Annotated in this window: 21 protein-coding genes; 11 read left to right on the top strand and 10 right to left on the bottom strand. The window is 45.3% G+C overall.

Going from position 1 to position 21,007, the window contains the following annotated elements; translation table 11 throughout:
• Positions 1 to 26 precede the first annotated feature (26 nt).
• Complete coding sequence (gene fumC / locus EHQ17_RS18920; protein ID WP_135593477.1) at positions 27 to 1,421, top strand: class II fumarate hydratase; 1,395 nt, start codon at positions 27 to 29, stop codon at positions 1,419 to 1,421.
• Positions 1,422 to 1,789: 368 nt separating this feature from the next.
• Here fumC and loa22 read toward each other — a convergent pair whose 3' ends face one another.
• Positions 1,790 to 2,374 (bottom strand): OmpA family outer membrane lipoprotein Loa22, encoded by a 585-nt coding sequence (gene loa22, locus EHQ17_RS18925; RefSeq protein ID WP_135593475.1) that lies wholly within the window; start codon positions 2,372 to 2,374, stop codon positions 1,790 to 1,792.
• A gap of 136 nt (positions 2,375 to 2,510) precedes the next feature.
• Between loa22 and EHQ17_RS18930 the strand changes: the two genes are divergently transcribed.
• Positions 2,511 to 3,449: an RluA family pseudouridine synthase gene (locus EHQ17_RS18930; RefSeq protein ID WP_135593473.1), complete on the top strand. Its 939-nt coding sequence runs from the start codon at positions 2,511 to 2,513 to the stop codon at positions 3,447 to 3,449.
• Here the strand turns inward: EHQ17_RS18930 and EHQ17_RS18935 are convergent.
• Genes EHQ17_RS18935 through EHQ17_RS18950 form a run of 4 tightly spaced genes read right to left on the bottom strand, consistent with a single transcriptional unit; the run spans position 3,418 to position 6,941 of the window.
• On the bottom strand, positions 3,418 to 4,257 hold the full coding sequence (locus tag EHQ17_RS18935) for a carbon-nitrogen family hydrolase (RefSeq protein ID WP_135593471.1): 840 nt from the start codon (positions 4,255 to 4,257) through the stop codon (positions 3,418 to 3,420). The genes EHQ17_RS18930 and EHQ17_RS18935 overlap by 32 nt on opposite strands.
• A gap of 17 nt (positions 4,258 to 4,274) precedes the next feature.
• Positions 4,275 to 5,039, bottom strand: a complete 765-nt coding sequence (locus EHQ17_RS18940; RefSeq protein ID WP_135593925.1) for an SDR family oxidoreductase — start codon at positions 5,037 to 5,039, stop codon at positions 4,275 to 4,277.
• Between the two features lie 26 nt (positions 5,040 to 5,065).
• The gene (locus EHQ17_RS18945) at positions 5,066 to 6,097 is read right to left on the bottom strand and encodes an SPL family radical SAM protein (RefSeq protein WP_135593469.1); all 1,032 of its coding nucleotides are present in this window, start codon (positions 6,095 to 6,097) and stop codon (positions 5,066 to 5,068) included.
• The gene (locus EHQ17_RS18950; RefSeq protein ID WP_135593467.1) at positions 6,069 to 6,941 is read right to left on the bottom strand and encodes a 5'-methylthioadenosine/S-adenosylhomocysteine nucleosidase family protein; all 873 of its coding nucleotides are present in this window, start codon (positions 6,939 to 6,941) and stop codon (positions 6,069 to 6,071) included. Before EHQ17_RS18950 ends, EHQ17_RS18945 begins: the two co-directional genes overlap by 29 nt.
• A gap of 74 nt (positions 6,942 to 7,015) precedes the next feature.
• On the opposite strand from EHQ17_RS18950, the gene EHQ17_RS18955 reads away from it, so the two are divergent.
• Together EHQ17_RS18955 and EHQ17_RS18960 are read left to right on the top strand one after the other, a co-directional pair.
• A complete protein-coding gene (locus tag EHQ17_RS18955) occupies positions 7,016 to 7,330 on the top strand; it encodes a YkvA family protein (RefSeq protein WP_135593465.1) in 315 nt (104 codons plus the stop codon).
• Positions 7,327 to 8,148 carry an inositol monophosphatase family protein gene (locus EHQ17_RS18960; protein ID WP_135593463.1) on the top strand — a complete coding sequence of 274 codons (822 nt, stop codon included), beginning with the start codon at positions 7,327 to 7,329 and terminating at the stop codon, positions 8,146 to 8,148. The genes EHQ17_RS18955 and EHQ17_RS18960 overlap by 4 nt, the downstream gene beginning before the upstream one ends.
• 124 nt (positions 8,149 to 8,272) lie before the next feature.
• Here the strand turns inward: EHQ17_RS18960 and EHQ17_RS18965 are convergent, their stop codons facing one another.
• Genes EHQ17_RS18965 through EHQ17_RS18980 form a run of 4 tightly spaced genes read right to left on the bottom strand, consistent with a single transcriptional unit; the run spans position 8,273 to position 12,669 of the window.
• Positions 8,273 to 9,577, bottom strand: a complete 1,305-nt coding sequence (locus EHQ17_RS18965) for a glycosyltransferase family 4 protein (RefSeq protein ID WP_135593461.1) — start codon at positions 9,575 to 9,577, stop codon at positions 8,273 to 8,275.
• Positions 9,561 to 10,613 carry a glycosyltransferase family 4 protein gene (locus tag EHQ17_RS18970; protein ID WP_135593459.1) on the bottom strand — a complete coding sequence of 351 codons (1,053 nt, stop codon included), beginning with the start codon at positions 10,611 to 10,613 and terminating at the stop codon, positions 9,561 to 9,563. The genes EHQ17_RS18965 and EHQ17_RS18970 overlap by 17 nt, the downstream gene beginning before the upstream one ends.
• Positions 10,610 to 11,668 (bottom strand): glycosyltransferase, encoded by a 1,059-nt coding sequence (locus EHQ17_RS18975; RefSeq protein WP_135593457.1) that lies wholly within the window; start codon positions 11,666 to 11,668, stop codon positions 10,610 to 10,612. Before EHQ17_RS18975 ends, EHQ17_RS18970 begins: the two co-directional genes overlap by 4 nt.
• Complete coding sequence (locus EHQ17_RS18980) at positions 11,665 to 12,669, bottom strand: LIC_10202 family protein (protein WP_135593455.1); 1,005 nt, start codon at positions 12,667 to 12,669, stop codon at positions 11,665 to 11,667. The genes EHQ17_RS18975 and EHQ17_RS18980 overlap by 4 nt, the downstream gene beginning before the upstream one ends.
• 84 nt (positions 12,670 to 12,753) lie before the next feature.
• Here EHQ17_RS18980 and EHQ17_RS18985 point away from each other — a divergent pair, with 84 nt between their 5' ends.
• Positions 12,754 to 13,716, top strand: a complete 963-nt coding sequence (locus EHQ17_RS18985; RefSeq protein ID WP_135593453.1) for a GDP-mannose 4,6-dehydratase — start codon at positions 12,754 to 12,756, stop codon at positions 13,714 to 13,716.
• 226 nt (positions 13,717 to 13,942) lie between these two features.
• Here EHQ17_RS18985 and EHQ17_RS18990 read toward each other — a convergent pair whose 3' ends face one another.
• The gene (locus tag EHQ17_RS18990) at positions 13,943 to 14,635 is read right to left on the bottom strand and encodes a SanA/YdcF family protein (RefSeq protein ID WP_135593452.1); all 693 of its coding nucleotides are present in this window, start codon (positions 14,633 to 14,635) and stop codon (positions 13,943 to 13,945) included.
• A gap of 163 nt (positions 14,636 to 14,798) precedes the next feature.
• Here EHQ17_RS18990 and EHQ17_RS18995 point away from each other — a divergent pair, with 163 nt between their 5' ends.
• The 6 genes from EHQ17_RS18995 to ligA all read left to right on the top strand — a co-directional run bounded on the left by EHQ17_RS18995 (position 14,799) and on the right by ligA (position 20,945).
• Positions 14,799 to 15,353: a Spy/CpxP family protein refolding chaperone gene (locus EHQ17_RS18995; RefSeq protein ID WP_135593923.1), complete on the top strand. Its 555-nt coding sequence runs from the start codon at positions 14,799 to 14,801 to the stop codon at positions 15,351 to 15,353.
• A 7-nt stretch (positions 15,354 to 15,360) separates the two neighbouring features.
• A complete protein-coding gene (locus tag EHQ17_RS19000) occupies positions 15,361 to 15,870 on the top strand; it encodes an RNA polymerase sigma factor (RefSeq protein ID WP_135593450.1) in 510 nt (169 codons plus the stop codon).
• A 19-nt stretch (positions 15,871 to 15,889) separates the two neighbouring features.
• Positions 15,890 to 16,258 (top strand): hypothetical protein, encoded by a 369-nt coding sequence (locus EHQ17_RS19005; RefSeq protein ID WP_135593448.1) that lies wholly within the window; start codon positions 15,890 to 15,892, stop codon positions 16,256 to 16,258.
• 232 nt (positions 16,259 to 16,490) lie between these two features.
• Positions 16,491 to 17,876: a cytochrome P450 gene (locus tag EHQ17_RS19010; RefSeq protein ID WP_135593446.1), complete on the top strand. Its 1,386-nt coding sequence runs from the start codon at positions 16,491 to 16,493 to the stop codon at positions 17,874 to 17,876.
• Between the two features lie 44 nt (positions 17,877 to 17,920).
• Entirely contained in the window at positions 17,921 to 18,892 is a 972-nt protein-coding gene (locus EHQ17_RS19015; RefSeq protein ID WP_135593444.1) for a M23 family metallopeptidase, read from the top strand.
• A 13-nt stretch (positions 18,893 to 18,905) separates the two neighbouring features.
• A complete protein-coding gene (gene ligA / locus EHQ17_RS19020) occupies positions 18,906 to 20,945 on the top strand; it encodes an NAD-dependent DNA ligase LigA (RefSeq protein ID WP_135593442.1) in 2,040 nt (679 codons plus the stop codon).
• The last annotated feature ends 62 nt before the right edge of the window (positions 20,946 to 21,007 follow it).

Genomic DNA, 21,007 nt, shown 5'->3' on the forward strand with positions numbered 1-21,007 from the left:
ATCACGAATAAATTTTCGGAGGATTCATGAAAACCAGGATCGAAACGGATTCAATGGGCGAAATCGCCGTAGACGATTCCAAATATTGGGGAGCGCAAACGGAAAGATCTTTGCATCACTTTCATATCGGAAACGATCGATTTCCGAGGGAAATGATCCGCGCGCTCGGCGTCTTAAAAAAATCGGCGGCTATCGTAAACGCCGAGCTCGGTCTTTTGAGCGTCGAAAAGAAGGATCTCATAGTTCGAGCTGCGGACGAGGTGATTTCCGGAAAACTGGACGAGCACTTTCCGCTTTCGGTTTGGCAGACCGGTTCCGGAACACAAACCAACATGAATTCCAACGAGGTGATTTCGAATCGCGCGATCGAGATTTCCGGCGGAGTTATGGGTTCCAAAAAGCCGATCCATCCGAATGACGACGTAAACAAGGCCCAGTCCTCCAACGATACTTTTCCGACCGCGATGCATATCGCCGCGGCCGAACAATTGAACCTTAAATTGATTCCTGCTTTGACCCAACTCAAAGACACTCTGAAAAAGAAGGCCGGCGAATTCCAAGATATCATCAAAATCGGGAGAACCCACTTGCAAGACGCCACTCCTCTGACTTTGGGACAGGAGTTTTCGGGATATGTGCAACAATTGGAATATAATATTTCCAGAGTGAAGTCGTCCTTGCCCGCGGTTTACAGACTTGCGTTAGGCGGAACAGCGGTAGGGACCGGTTTGAACACTCATCCGGAATTCGCCGTAAAGGCCGCGGCGCAGATATCCAAAGAAACCGGTCTTCCTTTCGTAAGTGCGGAAAATAAATTCGAAGCGCTCGCGGCTCACGACTCGTTGGTGGAAGTAAGCGGGGTTTTAAAAACCGTCGCCGCTTCCCTGATGAAAATCGCGAATGATATCCGTTGGCTTTCCTCCGGTCCCCGTTGTGGAATCGGTGAAATCAGTATTCCAGAAAACGAACCCGGTTCTTCCATTATGCCGGGAAAGGTGAATCCGACCCAATCCGAACAGATGACGATGGTCGCCGCGCAGGTGATCGCCAACGACGTCGCGGTAAATATCGGAGGTGCTTCCGGGAATTTCGAATTGAACGTGTTTAAACCGTTGATCATTCACAACGTTTTGAATTCGATCCGACTTCTTTCGGATTCCTGCGTTTCTTTCGAGGAACATTGCGCGCGCGGTATTACGCCGAATCTCGAACAGCTCAAAGAACATTTGAACAATTCTTTGATGTTGGTCACCGCTTTGAATCCTCATATCGGATACGATAACGCGGCAAAAATCGCAAAGAACGCGCATAAGAAAGGCACTACCTTGAAGGAATCCGGAATCGAACTGGGCCTTTTGACGAGCGAGCAGTTTGATCAGTGGGTTCTTCCGGAAAAGATGATTTCTCCTTCCGCCGATTAAACGTTTCCGCGAAAAGGGGTTCCGCTTTCGATCGTAAAAGATATACGCGGAAACAATACGGAAAAGCCCGTTCGAAAGAGCGGGCTTTTTTATTCGACAGAAACGACATAGGTAGGTACGAGCGAGTTTCGGAATCGTTCTTACATACGCCTCCCTAAGAATCGGATATCTTTTCGAACCAAGGTAAATCATTTTAAAAAACTGTAATATTTGTTTCGATTTCGTTTTAAGGAAAAGAGAAGAAAACATCGAGGAGGTCGGGTGAGCGACCTACTAACTGGGAAATTTCAGACTCGCGAGAAGGGACAAAAAAGGCGATGATTGCTCATCGCCCCTTTGAATCAGATTTCTGATTGAACGTTTTCGGTTTATTGTTGTGGAGCGGAAGTCGCAAAACGGAAGGTTACTCTTCTGTTTTTGGCGTCCTTAGCGTCCAAACCGGAAACCGGCTCGGAGGATCCTGCACCTTTCGTAACGATACGATTCGCGGGAATTCCTTGTTTGATCAGGGCTTGTTTCACTGCGTTAGCGCGTAATTCGGAATAATAGATATTTCCTTTTTTATCCCCTTCGGCTTGCTCCGGACCGACCGCGTCGGTATGACCCGTGATTTCAAGAGCGAAACTGTCCGGAAGTTTTCCAAGACCTTCTTTGATTACGGGAGTGTTCACTTTCGCCCAGTCGCTGAAATCACCTGCGTTTACGTCCGCTTTTTTGTAGCTGAATCCTGGACGAGTCAGTCCGTCCGGATATCTGAAGTCCTTCAGTTTTTCGTTGAGAGAATCGGCGATCGCTTGCGGAGAATCTACGTCCACACTTCTGTTCGCTGCGGCAGATTGCTCATTTTGAGAAGGCTCCGGAGCGGATTCTTCTTTTTTGTCGGCAGAGGAGCAAAGAGTGAATGAAAATGCAATTGCACCGAGCAGAATCAGATTCAAAATTTTTTTGACCATGTTTCTTTCCTTCCTTAGATCTAAGGGGTTGGGTTTCAATGTGTCATATTAAGTCGTAGGAATGAAAATGGAAACCGTTTTTTTAGAGTGCTAAAATTGGTCTCGATAAAAATCTGGGATCTTCCCCATATTTCCGATGAACTTGGAACTGAAAGCAGAGGTCTTAGAAGAATTTTCGGGAAACCGTCTCGATCGATTTCTCAAACTATCTTTCGGCGATGAGGTTTCCCGGGCGTCGATTCAAAAATGGATCGAGTCGGGATTCGTTCGTAACCAAGACGATCGCATTCAAGACAAAAGTTCGATCAAAGTAAAAGTAGGGGATCGGTATTCCGTTTCCGTTCCTCCTCGACCTCCTCTTAATTTGGAACCGGTGCCCATGGACCTACCGGTAATTTTGGATCGAGAGAATTATCTGATTCTACACAAACCCGCGGGAATCGCAAGCCACAGCGGACCGGGAGATCGTTCTCCGAGTTTGGTCAACGGTTTGCTCTTTCACTTTAAGGAATTATCCAAGGCGGGTGGAGAATCCAGGCCAGGAATCGTACATCGACTGGACAAACCTACGGAAGGTTTGATTCTTATAGCGAAGAACGATCGTGCCCACGGCAAGTTGTCCGAGTTATTTCGAAAACGTGAAATTCAAAAAAAATACTACGCTTGGGTGCAAGGACATCCTCCCGAGGAAGAAGGGACGATCGATCTCCCCATCGCGCGCCATCCGGTCGAACGTTTGAAAATGACGATTTCTCCGAAAGGAAGACGTTCGATAACACATTACAAAGTTCTAAAATATATCAATTCCCGCTCCGGACGAAAATTCAGTTTTGTGGATATAGGATTGGAGACCGGAAGAACCCACCAGATTCGCGTTCATTTTCAAAGTCAAAGATGTCCCGTCGTGGGGGATTTATTGTATTCGAGAGCCGGAGCCCAGTTCGAATCCTACGGATTGCAGCTCTTGTCCTATTTTTTAAAATTCAAGGATCCTTTTACGGGAGAATCGATCGAGGCGAATCTTCCTTTGACGGAACGTTTTCTTAGGTTCGAGAAGAACGCACCGCTGTTCTGACTTCGATACTTTCCGGAGTTCTTCGATCCGATAAAACCGGAAAATTTTCCCTGTATTCCGAGATCCTTTTTTTATCCGCTCTATAAAAAAGAACCGTTTCCACGTTTTCTCCCGCGTCCGTAAAATCGCCGTTCGGTTCGATTGCCAGCGAATGTCCGTTATGCGGAATACTTTTGTTGTAACCGGCGATTCCGATCCGATTGACCCCGAAAACGTACGCCTGATTTTCCACGGCCCTCGTTTTTAGGATCAGCTCCCAGTGATGAATCCTTGGAACGGGCCAGTTTGCGTGAACCGTAAAGATATCCGTTTCCCCGGCCAGTCTTCGGAAGATTTCCGGAAAACGGATATCGTAACAGATAAACGGAGTGATTCGAAATCCGTTTAGATCGTAACTTACGATTTCCGAACCGGCGCTGTAATGACGATCTTCTCCTCCGAACGTGAACGGATGTATTTTAGAATATCTTAATACGATTTCTCCGTCCGGAGCTACGACGCTGACGGTGTTGAACGGTTTTCCCCCGGGATTTTTCCGGATCCAGCCCGCGCATACGTGTGCGCTCGTATCGTTCGCGATTTTTTTGAGGAAGGTTTCGGTAGGACCGCCGTCCGGTTCCGCGATCCGCTCGGATCGCATCGTAAATCCGGTAGCAAACGTTTCCGGCAAAAGAATCAGATCCGTCTGTCCGGGGAATGTTTTCGAGGAATTTTTAAGAAGACTTTCTACACGTTCGTAGTTGGCCTCCTGATTTTCCCAAGATAAATCGCATTGTACGAGTGCGACATTCAATTCGTTCGGATTCATCGTTATTTACGTTCGGTTTACCGCTCCGCTTCCGAATTTCGATTTTTTCTTTGAATCGGTTTTTTGGAAATTTTATGATATCTCGGACGAACTGTGATTTCCATAAAACCGGAATTCTCCTTACCCGAAAACGCGAACTCGAACGCGTTTAAAACGTCCGATACGTTCAAATACGATCCTGGATCGGGATCTTTTTCGAAATCAAGGGTCTCGTAAAATTCGGTGTCCACGACGTCGGGATTGATGCTTATCAGTTTGACTCCCGATTTTCTGATTTCTTCGAATAAATTTAAACCGAAGTGTCGTAGTCCGGCCTTACTTCCGGCGTAAGCCGCTCCTCGGACGGATTCCTTGAGCGCGGTCACCGAATGGATTTGAAAAATCCAACCTTCGTTTTTCTTTAAATCCCGAAGGAATAAACGGGTCAAAAGAACCGGAGTCACGAAGTTCAAAATCAACATCCTTTCCAAATCCTGAACCGGAATTTCCTCGTGCGGGGCAAACGCTCCGATTCCCGCGTTGTTAACCAAGATTTTTACGGGGGGTTCGTTATTTATAATATTATAAACTTCGGATTCGATTTTTTTCGTGTTCGATAAGTCGCAATGAACGTGACGATAAAGTTCCGATGTCGTAAGCGATCGAGATTGCGGGGCGGTCCTGGATATTCCGATTACCTTATATCCTTGCGATACGAGGAATTCCGATATCGCAAGGCCGATTCCCCGGGAGGAGCCGGTTACGATTGCGGATGTGTTTCGGTTTTGTCCGTTTTCGTTCATAGTGGTCGGAGTAGGTTTTCGTTTTTTCAAAGAGTTTCGTTTGCGATCAGTCTGTGAATCTTTTCTTTCGCGACGAAGGATTCCAATTCTTTTTCCAATGCGGAAAACATTTCTTTTTCCAATTCCTCAGGATAGGATTTTACGGAGGAACGGGTTTCCATCGGAAGATAATAGAGGTAGGAATCCGATCTTCTTTTTTTCGAGTTCTTAAAGTATTCCGAGTTCATCCGAAATACTCCTAAACTTATCTCCTTCAACGTATCTCCGGGGATCTCTCGGAAAACGTCGCGGACGAATTCTCCATAGACAGTTTTCCAATCCGGAACGTCCAAAATCGGATCCAAACAAAGTCTCACTTGCCATCCGTTTTCCAAGGCTTGTTTTACGTTTTTAAGTCGGGAGGTCAGCCTCGGGGTCAACGGTTCGTGTTCCTTTATAACCGATTCCGGAGACAACGTCCAGGCAAGAATCACGTTAGGCGTCGGTTGAAGGGAAGCGATCGATTTAAAGTTTGCGCTTTTTGTTCTCAGTTCCAGGATCAGATCCGGACGGGAGCGGGCGAATTCGATCCATTCTTTACAATATCCTAATATATTTTCCAAAGCGAGTAGATCCGTATCGTACGAAATACACAGGTACAACGGTTTGGAAAGTTTCAAGCGCTCGTCGGTTTCACGGAAGTAATCCTCGTTGTTTACGAAAACGACCACGTTTGCGGAAGGATACATCCCTTGTAGGTAACAATAGGAGCAATTGTAAAGACAATTCAGAACCAAGGCGTTATAATAAAAATGACGATAACCGAAATCGGGGGCGATTCCCGATCCCGAATACAAATACTGATCCTTACGTTCGGCGAGTATGAGTTTGGGACTTCTTTTTTGGGCCTGAAAATTTTGAGCGGAGGGGTTAAAAACCTCTTTGTAGGATTCGATTAAAATCACGGAAGATTCGGGAAACTTGGACAAAACCTCCCTAGTTTTCGGATGATTCTCCGCCGATCGTTCGACGTAAATATGAGAGAACCGTTTAGGAGCGATAAAATTTTCGGAGGGCATTCAATCCTTTCTTTCCTTCCTCTCTCGTCCGTACCGTTTCGTAGGAAGGATCTACGATCGGGGTCGCTTTTAAATATTCTACCGCGCGATCGGGCGATAACCCGGTGCGGATCTTATATCCCAACATCCAATCCTTGAGTTGAAGTCGTTCCGTTTCCGATAAACGGAACAACTTCGTAAAAAAAATAAGCGTTTCTATTTCTTTCGGTAAAAGTTCCGGTCCTTGTCCGTTCGGATTAGGAACGGTTAGGATCGAAACTAGATTCGGCAATGAAGTAGTGATCGTTTCGGAAATTTTTTCCGCGGCGTTCGATTCTTCCGTAGTCCGAATCCTTTCGAAATGATCGGAAACGGTTTTTACGATCCGGATTCGTTCGGATGTAAAGAACTTCCGAGAGGTTTGAAAAAAACCGGAGGCTTCCATGTCAACTAACGTGTTCGGTAGTTCGGAAATTTGGTCCGCAAAAACGGGTTTGTCGTATGTGATTAAATCGGATTCCGGAAGATCGGATCGGAAAAGAATGTCAGGAAAATAATTTTTTCCGGTGCTTGCGTCCGTTACCTTGTTTACCAAATAGGATTCTCCCGTTCGAAACGATTCTTTCGGAGCCCCGCAGATTCCGAAATTGAAAATCCAAGATGTCGGTGAGATTTCCTTTTCGTACTTCGCGAGTAGAAACGCGACGGACGCGGCGGAAAAAACCTTCCCGATTCCTGAAACCGTAAGTATATGGGTTTCGTTTCGATAGACGGGAAACACGTTCGATTCCCTCGAAATTTTGAGTCCGAGGATTTGGATCAAAGGTTTTGCTTCCGGGAAAAGAGCGACGGAAATAAAAATCATCTTTCTTTCTTGATACTGAAACGTAGAATTTGGGACAAGAGAGAAATCGTTGAAAATCCGGAAAAGGAGCGATTATGGATCTGATCGAAAAAGTTAAAAAGGAATTCTGGCCTAAATTAAAATCCGTCGTTTCCAAGATTCCGTTTACGGAAGATTTGGTCGCGTTGTATTACGCCATGATGGATTCCGAAACTCCGTTGCGTACGAAGTTGATCATCGCCGGGGCGCTCGCGTATTTTATTTCCCCTTTGGATGCGGTTCCCGATTTTATTCCGGGAGGAGGATTTCTGGATGACGCGGGCGTGATCGCGGCAGTACTGGCTAGTGTTCAATCCGCGATTCGTCCCGAACATCGGGATAAAGCGAGAAAGGCCTTGGAGAAGGAATGAGCTTAGACAACGAAGTCAAAATCCGATACGACCATTTCCTGAACTTCGTTCCGAAGGTGATGGAATTTTTGGCGACGACTCAAGAAGAAAACGATCTCGACGTTTCGTTCAAGGGAGAAATCGAAAGCGACCTTGTCACTAAAGCGGATAAAGGTTCCGAGGAAAGGATCATCTCCGAAATCGAAAGGATGTTTCCTTCGGATTCGATTTTAGGGGAAGAAGGTACGAACAAAACTGGAAGCTCCGTCTTTAAGTGGATCGTGGATCCGTTAGACGGAACCGTCAATTACTCTCATAGACTTCCTTTGTATTGTCTTTGTATCGGACTTGAAAATCAGGAAACGAAAGAAGTTCTAATGGGAATCGTTCCCTTCCCCGGTACGGGCGATGTGTATCACGCAATCAAGGACCAAGGCGCATTCCGCAATAAAAAAAGGATTTACGTTTCCAAAACGAAAGAGTTGAAACAATCCCTCTTGTGCACGGGGTTTCCTTATGATCGGGAAAAAAAAATCGATCGGTTGATGTTCTATTACCGTAATTTTTTGCTTAAATCTAGAGGAGTTCGAAGAACCGGCGCCGCTGGGGTGGATCTTTGTTGGACTGCGGAAGGTAAATTCGACGCCTTTTGGGAAGAAGGATTGAAACCCTGGGATATGGCGGCCCCGTCGGTGATTCTTGCCGAGGCAGGAGGAAGATTGTCCACATACGACGGAAACGTATTCACTCCTTATATTCCTAATTTGATCGCCAGCAACGGGATGCTACACGATAAGATGTTGGAGGGAATGCGTCAATATCTACATGAGCTGATATGACTTTAAAAAAAAAGAATATCTTATTTTTTGAATACATTGGAAACGTTTCGTAGCTCGACGGAATGGATCGAGCAGGCGATTTTCGATTTATAGGTCGGAACCGATCTACGCGGTTCGCTGACAATCACGATCCGACGTATTTTTTTTGAATCGTTTTTTCGATCAATCGGAGCAGTTTTTCGCGAACGGTCCTGGGGTTGAAGTTCAGCCGTACGTATTCTTTACCGTTCTTTCCCATCGCGACCGCGTCTTCCGGGTGATCCAGGATATAACCCAGAGTCGCGAAAAAACTTTTCCGATCCGAATAAAACAATCCTCCGTTACTGCGGAGGCAATGACCTTTGAGAACGTCCGATTTTCCGTTTACCAAAACCGGCTTTTCCATAAGCCAGGCTTCCATCAAAACGATGGAAAAACTTTCCATCGGGGACGAATTGACCAAACAGGAGCATTCGTAAAGTAGATCCAGTTTGGTCGTTTCCTCCACGAAACCCAGAAATTCTATATCATCGTTTTCTAATATTTTTGCGGGAATTTTGGACGCCGTTTTGCCGACGATTTTGAGTTTAAAGGAGGATCCAGATTTTTTTTTCCATTCGAGGAACCATTCGGCCATTTCCAAAAATCCTTTTCCTTGGTCCACGCGGCCGATATAAAGCAGGAACGGATTTTCTTTCGAAATCGGATCGTGGCCGGACTTTCGTTTTTTTCTGTTTTCATATTCCCGATCCGTTTTTTCCAGATCGAGATTCATTCCGACGATCGAATACGAACTCGGTTTATATCCCAGGATATTTTCGAAAACGGATAATTCTTCCGGAGTATTGAACGAATACGAGCTTTGGTCCGTTAGAACTTCCTTATAAATCGGAAGATAGGCCGGAGCTTCGTCGTGAAAGGTCGGGGTGACGATTGATTTTTCGATCACGGAGCCGATTCCGAAAACGAGCGGATAATAAAGGTAACTTACGAAGAGGAAAATCTCGTATTCGCTTTTGTGCGCTTCGATGAATTGTACGAGTTCGGGAACGTACGGTCCTTGTTCCTCCAGCCAAAGATTCACGTTTTCGCGATTTTGAAGGGAAGGTTCTCGGAGAATTTTTTCGGACATACGATTGAAACGATCGATGTTCCTCTGTTTTTCGACCGTGAACTGAAACAGTTTGTATTTCCCGCCGGAAGAGGATCGTCTTTCTTCAAAACGAATCGGCTTGGAGCGTCCGCTCCATTCCTGATAAAGATCGTTTTCGCTTACCGAGATGGAATTTTTCCAAGTAACGTAATCCAGACTTCGAGTGGTGAGTACGGTCACTTCGAAATCTTCGGAGAGGAGTTCCACGAATTGGTAGATAAGTTTTTCCGAACCTCCGGAAACCTTATCCGAAAAAATCGGAGAAACTACAGCGATCTTTTTAAGCGAGGCTTTCAAGCGCGCTCCCAAGAATCGTTTTCGATTCAGTCCGTTTGAATTCCTCCAGACGTTTTTCCTGACCTTCCAAAATCCTAGCTCGAAAGATTTCGTCTTGCGAGAAACGATTTAGTAAAACTGCAAGTTCCGGAAAATTCTTTCGTGAAAACAAAACGCCGGCGCCGTTTAAGGTTTCCGGAACGGCCCCGCCTTTGTACGCAAGGATCGGGATTTTGTGAACCATCGCCTCGATTAAGGGTACACAAAAACCTTCGTGTTCGCTCATCGAAACGAAAACGTCCGCTTCGGAATAGAGATGATTGAGTTCCTGATCGGAAAGAAAGTCGGTGATCAGGACGTTGTTTCTGAGGTCGTAAAAATCCAACATCCGTTCCAACTCCTCTCGATAAAGATAAAGTTCTTTGGAACTGAAACCCGCGAGGTAAAATTGAAATCGATCCGAATATAATGATTTATACGCGTGTGCGAGTCGTATCAAATCGTCCTGTCTTTTGTTCGGAGTGATTCGGCCCACAAACAGGAATTTTTTTATTTCCGATTTCGGTTTTTCCTCCCGTTTAAAAGAAGCGGACGACAATTGATATGTGATCGGAAGAATTTTAACGTTTTGAAATCCGAGTTCCTCCAATTCCTTCCGATTGAATTCCGAGACGGCGAACACTATGTCGAAGCGATCCTTCATCAAGGAAAGTTCCTCCCTTCCTTTTTTCAGTAGGTAACTCATCTTTAGATCGTAGGATTCCAGAAAGTGATGCGGGGTTACGTTGTGATAGATCAAAATTCTCGGCGATCGGAACGTTCTTAGGAATTCGAAAATTCCCGAGTGAATGGAATGATGATATATCAGAACGTCTTTGGAGGAGCGTAGGTATGTTTTGTATTTTTTCACGAAGGGAAGTTTTGCAGCACCGATGTTTTCGGAATAAATGTCTCCTTTATATTCCAAATCCTTTAAGTAGTTTCGGAGCTCCAGCATCTGGTTGCTGATGGCGTCTCCCGGATTAAAACCCGCCGAAAATTGTTGCGCCGATCTCATGCCAGTATTTTCTCCCGGAATACCGTTTCGAAAGGAAAAAAATTATATCCTTCCACCACCTCTCGTTCCGTTTCGATCACGTTTTGCCGAAAGGATTTTTTTTCCAAAAGGGAATCGATCAAAGCGGCGAGCGCGGTCATTGCCGGAGCGGATTTGTCCTTAAATAAAATTCCCCCGTTTTTCATCGTTCCGGGAGTCGCCCCCGCGTAATACGAAAGGACGGGAATTCCCGCGCCGAAAGCCTCTAATACGGGAATGTTGAATCCTTCGTGTTCGCTCATACAAACGTAAAGATCCATAGAGTTCAAAAAATTCTCCATTTCAGAGTCGTTCGGGTCGAGTCTGATTTGGACTTTTCCGGTCAGTCTTTTTTGAAGAATCGACTTCTTTAGAAAAGAATAATATTCTTGAAAAACGGAAGGTATGTTTCCGCAGATCATTAATTGGACGTTTTGTCTGAATCGGGAAACGTGCGAGGTCAGTTCGAGAAGATCCTCCATCCTCTTGTTGGGGGAAATCCTTCCGATAAAACCGATCGTAAATTCGCGTTTGTCCCTAGGAATTGCGGCGCGGATTTTGTATTTTCGAACGATCGGAAGAACGATACGATTTTTAACACCTAACGAATCCAAAAACTCGTCGTTGAACTCGGAAGAAGGAAGAAAAAGGTCCGCCTCGTTTTTAAGCGAATACAACTCCAAGAGGGAACGTTTTTCTTCGAGTTGAAGCGTGTTGTAAATTTCCGAACTTACGAAATTCTTAAAGTAGATTGCCGGGGTAAAACTTTGATATCTGATGATCTTTTTTCCCGGTAGATCGCGAAACCATTCCAAAGGATAACCGCATCCGCCGTAGTTCAGGATGTGAACGTCGTTTTTGAAGAATTCGATCGGAACTGGATGCGTAAAAACCCGAACGTTGTCCTTGGAAAAATTTTTGAGACATACGATCGAATTGGGAATCCCTAAATTCTTCAAAACGGAAGCGATTCCCTTGATGTCGTTTCCGATTCCGTCTCCGTCGCGGAATTCTGTGACGTGTTGATAGACGTTCATTTTCTAAAGGAAAGAATCGTAAAACCGTCTTCCGATTTTTTTTCTATGATGTTTCTAAAGCCGAGTTGTTTGAGATAATCGCGGATCAGAGGTTCCTGGATTTTGGTGAGTCGGAGCGGTAAAAAAGGCGAGGGATAATTCGAATTTTCGTTGGAATAGCGGAATCGGATTTCCGTTCCCGATGAAACGTTCCGGCTCAGCGATCGAAGAGCTTTTTCGATGAGCCAGTGAGGATGGACGGAAAGATTTTCAGATATTATAATTTTAGAATATTCTGAACAATCTTTCGGAATTGAGCCGGGTTCCTCCAGACGGATTTCCGTCGTAACAGAGGTTCGGATAAAATCAGCGCAGGATCGATTCCAACTGACCGCATCGAACCGCGATCCTTGTTTCAAAAGTTGTTTGAGGATTTTTCCCCAACCGGGCGAAAGGACCAGGATTTTTTCCGAAGGATTTACGGATTCCAGCAGAAAGGTTTCGCTTTCTTCCGGATTGTTTTCAGAGTATAAATTCTCATTGGCCCAAAGAAATTCCGGGCGAACTTCCCTGCCGATGGCTTGGTTCCATTCCAAAAATTCGGAATAAAACGCCTCCATCTTTCTTTTTAAATTCTGGTTTTCGGAACGGATGAGGATCAACTCGTGAAGAACGCTGTAAAACGCGCGCGTGCGGTTCTCGGAAAGTTTTTTATCCAGGAAAGAATAAAATTCCGCAAACCGGATCAAAAGCCATTTTAGAGGACCGCGTACGAACCAAAGTTTCGGATTGGTGAATTTCGGAGCGGCGATTCCCTTTTCAAAAAGATGCGCGATTTCGGAAGGATCGAAATCCCGATATCCTTCCGGACCGGGAGGGGAAAATTTCCAATGAGTCAGTTTATCGATTTCTTCTTTTGTGGAAGGATTTTTTTTCAGCTTGGATTCTATTTCTTCCATGATCTCCCGGACGTTGATCCGAGAATCCCTGATTTCGAATAGTTCCTGAAATTTATCTTCCATGCGCGAGGAGAGGGAGAATTTTATTCGATTGTTTTTTATACATTTTCTAAAACAACAGTAATTTTACGGAAAAGCAAGAATTCTATGAAATGCCTTATAACAGGAGCGGCGGGCTTTGTGGGTTTTTATCTGCTCAAAGAGCTCAAGGAATCCTATACGGATTTTTTAGGGATCGGAGTCCATCCCGGACCGAATCCCGATTCGGATCCTGAGCTTCCCCGTTCGTATCGATCCGTTATTTGCGACATCCGAGATCCGGAACAAACCAGAAAATTGATCGCTGACTTTTCACCGGATACGGTATTTCATCTTGCGGCACAACCGTTCGTTCCCAGAGCCGTGGAAGATCCGGGGGAAACTCTGGAAATCAACGTTCACGGAACGTTGAACATTTTGGAATCCCTGCGTTCCTTGAAAAAGAGGGTTCGTTTTGTTTACGTTTCCTCTTCCGACGTTTACGGTAACGTTTCCGAGTCGATGCTTCCCGTATTGGAATCCGTTCCCGTTTCTCCGCTAAATCCGTATTCTTCCTCCAAGGCTTGCGCGGAAATTTATTGCCTGCAATATCATAAATGGATTCCGGATTTGGAAGTTGTAATCGCGAGACCGTTCAATCATACCGGACCGAGACAAAGTCTGAATTTTGTGATCCCCAATTTCTGCGAACAGGTGCTCGGCACTTTTAAACAATCCGCGGAGGAGCGGAAAATTTTAGTAGGGGATCTTTCTTCTACGAGAGATTTTCTGGACGTACGCGACGTGGTTCACGCCTATCGCGTGTTATCCGAAAAAGGATTTCCCGGAGAAGTTTATAATATCTGTTCCGGAAAGGAAATCGCGATCCGGGAAATCTTAAATCGTATCATCTCCGTTTCCGGAGAGAATATTCCCGTGGAAATAGATCCTTCGCGCTTTCGTCCCGCCGAAATGAAACGTCTTAGCGGGAATAACGGCAAATTACGGAAATTGGGTTGGGCTCCCCGTTTCGAATTGGCCGATACGATTCGCGACGTGTACGAATGGGTGGGCGGTCTTTCTCCCCGCTGAGTCCCCGCATTATCGTTTGATCGTTCCTCCGACTTCGGTTTAAAAATTCCGTCTTAAATCCTTTTTATCCATTTAAAATACTGTAATAAATGAATTTTGAATGTGATTTCGAGTCGTTACTTGTTTATCGAATCGTTTTTTATTTTCCGGAACCCGACGAAAAGTCGGTCGTATCTTCGAAATTTCGAAACGGAAATCTCCGAACGAAAATGGAAATTTCCGCCGACTAAAGGACGGAACCTTTCCAGGTTTTAATTCCGCTTCCTTCGATCGGAAACGGGTTTCCTAAATACTTAGGAGTGGTCTTAAAAAGATTCATATCCACCCAAGCGAGCGTACGCGCGAGAAATTCCCGGGATCGGCTGAACGGTCCGCTCGTATAAATTCTCCGGTCCGATTCGAAGGCTTGGAATTGAAGTCCTATTTTTTTCGCGAGAAACGCAGCCCTCGGTTGATACACGCGCTGACTTACAAAAATCATATCCCGCACTCGGAAAATCTCTTTGGCGCGGACCAATGTGTCTAACGTTCTAAAACCCGCGTGATCCACGAATATGTCTCTTTCGTTGACCCCGTTTTTCAAAATATACGTCAACATCGGTTTTACTTCGTTGTAGTAGATGGAGCCGTTGTCTCCGGAAAGGAGAATTTTGCGGACCTTGCCTTGGTGATACAATTCCAAAGCGCAATCCAATCGATCCTTCAGAACGGGAGAAGGTTCGTTTTTATATACGGAGGCGCCGGGAACGACGGCGACGGTGGCCGGTTTCGCAAACCGATAATTTCGATACCGATCGGTTTTCAGATAGGATTCTTCGAAACCGAAATCGATGGCGATCGGAGCCGCGAGAAACAAAATCAAGCCGAAAATCAGCCAAGGCGAAACCTTCGATTTTTTGATGAAATTCAGTTTTAACACCGGCTTTGTTCCGCTTTACAATCGATCCTTTTTTCGATCGTATCGGCGGAATTCAAAGTTAAAATTCCTTTTTTTGTTTTCAAAGGATCGGATTCCGTAAAAATTTCGGAAATAGGAAAACAAAGCCTTGGACTCTAGGTCTTATCATTTGAGCAAAACACTCATGAATCTCCTGAATTCATTTGTCAGAATTACCGTCGCCGGATGTTTTCTAACTCCGGCGGTCGTTTTTTCTCAGGAAGCGATGGGGCTTCGGCCGGGAACCGATTTCAACAATCCTCCGCCGGTTCGACAATTGGCCCCGATCCGTCAGTTGCGAAGTTTCGGACTCGTATTCGGAAACGTGGATACGGTTCGGGAACGTTTTGCGCTTTCGGAAAAACAACTCGATCAAATTTCCAAAATCAACGAAAAACACAAACAGGAACATTTCCGCTGGCTTCAAAAAATTTCTCCGATTGAAATTCAACTCGAAGGTCTTTTGATGGAGCCTAATGTGGATCTTTCCAAGATCCGGAGATTGCTCGTCGAAATCGGAAAATATACCGCAGAGATCCGCATCAATCAGATCTCTCATCGTATCGAATTGGAAAAAATTCTCACCCAGGACCAAAAGTCCAAGATCAAGGAACCGTTGACGCCGTCAGAGCCGGGATTCCCTGTGAATCTTTTTTCTCCCGATAAAATCATACTACCTATACAAGGAATCCTACACTGAGGTAACCATGGATCAGAAAGAATTTACCGACTTGATCGATTCTACGAAACATATCGTACTTTCGGCCATTAAGAAAAACCTTTTCGACGAGTTTCACGATTCGATAGACGACGTAGTGCAGGAAACGTATTTCCGCGCTTACAAAAGTTTAGCGGCCAATAAATTTCGCGGAGATTCCGCAGTTAGTACCTGGTTGTATACGATCGCAAGAAACGAATCTCTGAGGATGAATCAAAAACGTTCCAGACAAACGGCTCTCGCTAGTAAATTGAAGGAGAAAGTCATTCAAGACAACGCGATTCAGGAAAAGGAGGCGGCCGCCGCCAGCTTTACCGATTTCGAGCTGAAGGACATTCTCGCGATGCTTCCTTGGAAGTATAAATCGGTTTTGAGTCTTGTCGGAGAAGGTTACAAGGAACAACAGATCGCGGAAAAATTGAGTATCCCCGAAGGAACGGTTAAGTCCCGTGCCTTTCGAGGAAAACAGATGCTCAAAAAATTATTCGTAGATAAATAAGAAGAACGGTTAGAGTGGTATGAAATCGAACGGACTCGACAAAGAAATATCGGATAGACTCGATTCTAAAATATGGAGCGCTAAAATCTGTGACGCGGTTTATAAACGTCGTAGGTGGAAGTTCATTCAACTGGGCCTTGCCGTTTTTTTCTCCGCGTTTTTTTCCTGCTCTCTCGTATGGATGACTTTCTTCGAGAAAGAAGGGGCGATCGCGAGAAACGAATTGCAGAATTGGGTTCAAGAGCAGATTTACGGAACCGCTTTCGAAGCGGAAACGACCGCGAAAAGCGTATTTTCTCAAGAGGAGGAAACGGCTCGAAATATGTTACCCGGACCTCCTCCTTTTGACGTGGATACCCTGATCGAGGCTTCTTTAGATCGTCGTTAATCCTACCGTTGAACGGCGGTTCGACTGAAGATTTTTTCTCGGCAAAAAAAATTCTTTTTTTTAGAAAACGCCTTCGGGCGTTTTCGGTTCGAGCGTGGGAACTCCCACTTTCGGACAAAACATACAAAACAAAAAAGCGGACTTCCGGGATCGATCGGTAAATCCGCGGTTTCGATTCAGTGTTTCGGCTGGATTCCGGAGTTTTCCGGAAAAATCAAACTTGGAGAATCCCATGTTTTCTTTCCTTTCCAGTCTTTCCCCGCGTAAAAAAAAGCCCGCATACAAAACCCCGCCCGGTTCGTACGGATTGTTCGCTCTCAGGCATCTCTTTCAAATGCGAAGGGACGTGATCGGCTTTTTTCAGGACATGAAGCGGAAATACGGAGACGTTGTACTTTTCGGAATTCGGAAGACGAAAATTTTTATGATTCAGAATCCGGAGGACGTTCGTCACGTACTTCAGGAAAATAGTTCCAACTATCAGAAAAGCGTATTCTATCGCGAACTCAAACGCGTTTTGGGAAAAGGTTTACTTACGTCCGAGGGAGATTTCTGGAAAAAACAAAGAAGGCTCATTCAACCGGCGTTCCATAGACAGAGAATATCAGAATTTACTAATATAATGGCCGAGGAGACTTCCAATCTTTTCCGCGAATGGGATTCCAGAACCGAAAACGGTGTTCTGCGCGCGGATCTTTCCGAGGAGATGATGCGCCTCACGTTCGCCATCGTTGGAAAAACGTTGTTTCGTTCCGACGTAAAGGAATATTCCGAAATCATCGCGGAAAACGTGGAAATCGCCATGGAAGAATTGACGAAACGTCTTACGATGATTTTTCCTCCTCCGATTCATTGGCCTTTGCCGGGGAATCGTCGGCTTTTAAAATCCGTCGATTCGATGAATCGCGTCATCTACGAATTGATCGATCAAAGAAAGAAGAGTCCTTCCAACGATTTGATCAGTATGCTTCTGCAAATTCAGGACGAAGAAAGCGGAGAAACCATGAGTCTCGAACAAGTGCGGGACGAGGCGATTACGTTGCTTCTCGCAGGTCATGAAACCACGGCCAATGCTCTGACTTGGGCGCTTCATCTTTTGGCGGATCATCCGGAAGAATATTCCAAATTACAAAACGAAGCAAGGAACGTGTTAGGTGATAAGTTGCCCGTTTTGGAAACGATCGGAGCTCTTCCCTACGCAAGAATGGTTTTGGAGGAATCGATGCGTTTGTTTCCTCCGGCTTGGACGGTGGAACGTTACGCAGTCGATCACGATACGGTCGGAGGTTACGACGTTCCTCCTGGAACCAACGTTTCGATTTGTATCTACAGCATTCACCGCGATCCGCGTTTTTGGAAGGAGCCGGAAAAATTTCATCCGGAACGTTTTTCCGAGGAGAATTCTAAGGAAAGGCCGAAATACGCGTATATACCGTTCGGCGGCGGTCCGAGAATCTGTATCGGAAACGTTTTTGCGATGACGGAAGGAATTTTGATTTTGAGTATGATCGCCCGAAAATACGATTTACGTAGGGTTTCCGGTCATAAAGTCGAAATGGAACCTTTAGTCACATTACGTCCCAAATACGGAATGACCATGGACTTGGTTTCCACTTGACCAATCTTTCCCCGGAATAGACTCTTTCTTTGGAGTCTATTCCCATGGAAAAAGAAATCCGCAAACGGCTGGATCAAGTTAAGGAAAAAGGTCATCAAAGACTCACCGTCCTTTTGATTCCTCACGGATTCGATAAATCTTTTCATTTTCAAATTTCCATTTTCACGATCGTCTTTTTGTTCGGACTACTCGTTTCCATTTTAGGAATCGCAGTGTTCGGAATCGTAAAATATAACAATACCAGAAAACAGATCAACGCGCTCGCACAAGTTTACGGTAAATACTTCGACGAATACATAGAATATTCGGAACAATTGGAAGGAGTACAGGACGACTTTCTTGCGTTGAGCGAAAGTTTGGAAGAGATCTACTCCTTGATCGACGGAGAACGCGAGGAAATCCTAAAACTTCCGGACGAGTCTGATATAGAATCGATCGCGCTCGCCGAGTTAAAAACGGAGGAATCGGCGGATAAGGATCTTATGTTGGGTCGAAGTTATCTTTCCGAAATTTACGGTTATCGAACGACGCGCGTTTATATGGACAAACATCGTCCTTTGATGGATACGGTTTACGATTTTCTAAATTTACGATATGATACCATGGACGGAATCCCGATGGGAGAACCGGTTCTTTCCTACAATCTGACTTCCTATTACGGAACGAGACGTTCGCCTACTACCGGTTATATGGAGTATCACGACGGAATCGATCTTGCAAACGTACCGGGAACGCCGATTTATGCGACCGGTAACGGAAGGGTTCACCGTGTGGTTTATTCCAACCGAGGTTACGGAAACCACGTCGTCATCCAACACCCGAACGGCTATTATACCCTTTTCGGACATTGTACGAAAATTTTCGTTCGCGACGGACAGATGATCCGCAAAGGATATCCGATCGCCACGGTCGGAGCTACGGGAAACGTGACGGGTCCACATTTGCACTACGAAGTTTGGATCGGAGAATCCAATCGGACCGATCCTATGGATTACCTTAAAGTTTCCGTATATTAAAATTTTCTTATATATGGCGAAAAAGAAAACAAACTCCGAAACGGATCTTGCGGAGAAGGATGCAAAGGCCGAGATCGATAAACTCTCCGAAGAAATCCGTCTTCACCAATATTTATATTACGTAAAAAATAAGGCGAAAATTTCGGATTTAGAGTTCGATCGACTTTTTCGCAGGCTTCAGGATCTGGAGGAGAAATTTCCTCAGTTTAAGGATCCTGCAAGTCCAACGCTCGTGGTCGGTTCCGATCTGGATAAGGACTTCGAAAAGTTTCAGCATAAACTTCCGGTATTATCCCTGATCAACACCTACAACGAAGAGGAACTGTTGGATTGGGTGAATAAGACCGATCCAGAAGGGATTTATTCGGTGGAATGGAAAATCGACGGCGCCTCGATTGTCCTATATTATGAAAACGGAATACTTCGAAACGGAGTCACTCGAGGCTCCGGCGGAATCGGAGACGACGTTACGGATAACGTAAAGACGATCCGAAATATTCCTCTGCGACTGCCCGAGGATTTGACGGTTCATCTTCGCGGTGAAGTTTTTATGACGTTTAAGGATTTCGACGAATACAACGAAAGTTCCTCCGGGAAATACGCTAATCCGCGAAATCTTTCGGCCGGTTCGATCAAACAGAAAAATTCCTCGGAGACCGCGAAACGGCCTCTGCGCATTTTCACCTACGACGCCGTTTTTCCGGATATATCAAAGAAATTTAAAACTCATCAAGAAATTATTTCCAAGCTGGAGAAGCTCACGTTTCCCGTTCCACCGGATACGGTTTTCGTTGTCGGTTCTAAAATCGCGAAAACGATCAAGGACTTCAAAAAGAAAAAGGATAAACTCGGATTTCCTACGGACGGTTTAGTGATCAAGTTGAACGACGTTGCCAAACGCGACGCTCTCGGTTATACTTCGCATTCTCCGCGATGGGCGCGCGCTTATAAATTCGACGCGGTGATGAAGGAAAGTAGGATCGTAGATATCACGTATGCGGTGGGCAGAACCGGAAAGATCACACCGAGGGCCGAGATAGAACCGATAAGTTTGGCCGGTACGACCGTTACCTTCGCAACACTTCACAATCAGGATTATATCGACGAACTCGGTATCGGAATCGGAGCGGTCGTTCGCGTCGCAAAACGCGGAGAAATAATTCCTGCGGTGGAGGAAGTTGTTACTCCGGGAAAGGAGATTTTTAAGATTCCGGATCGATGTCCTTCCTGCAAAACCAAAACGATCAAAAAGGAGAATCTAGTGGATCTGTTTTGCCCCAATCCGGATTGTCCGGATCGGGTAAAAAACGGAATCATCTTCTTTTGTCAAAGAAAGCAGATGGACATCGAAGGGCTTGGCGAAAAACAGGTGGAGTTTTTATACGATCGCGAGTATGTCAAATCCATAGCCGATTTATACGATCTTAAGGATCATAAGGAAAAGCTAATGGAGGAGGAAGGTTTCGGCGAAAAAAGCGTCGCCATAATTTTAGGCGGAATCGAACAATCCAAACAAAAGGATTTTCGATTCGTACTTCCTTCCATCGGATTACCGGAGATCGGCCATAAGGTCACTGAACTTTTGATCGAACACGGAATCGATTCCATGGACCAGATACTTTCCATATCGAAGGACGGAACGAAATTGGAGGCGCTTTTGGAAATTCCGGGTATCGGTCCTTCCACCGTCGAAGCGTTTCGCGAAAATTTCGCCGATAAAAGAATTCTAAAGTTAATCGAACGTCTTAAAAAATCGGGACTAAAACTGAAAGCCGATCCTGTGCGAGTCGCGGATCGTCAACCCTTTGCCGGTCAATCCTGGTGTGTTACCGGATCTTTTGAAAATTTCCAACCGAGGGACAAGGCAATGGATCTGATCGCGTATTACGGCGGAAGAAAGGTCAGTGCCGTGAGTTCCAAAACGACACATCTTTTGGCGGGACCGGGCGCCGGATCTAAATTAGAAAAAGCGAATGAATTGGGGATAGAAATCTACGACGAGCCGCGCTTTTTAGAGCTTCTTAAATCGTTACGAATCGATCCTAAGATATAAATCGCCTTCGATTTCCACGGACTACAGCCGATCTTCGATCGATAAACATATGTTCACATCAT

Source organism: Leptospira gomenensis (genome assembly GCF_004770155.1).
In the GTDB taxonomy this organism is placed as follows: Bacteria; Spirochaetota; Leptospiria; order Leptospirales; family Leptospiraceae; genus Leptospira; species Leptospira gomenensis.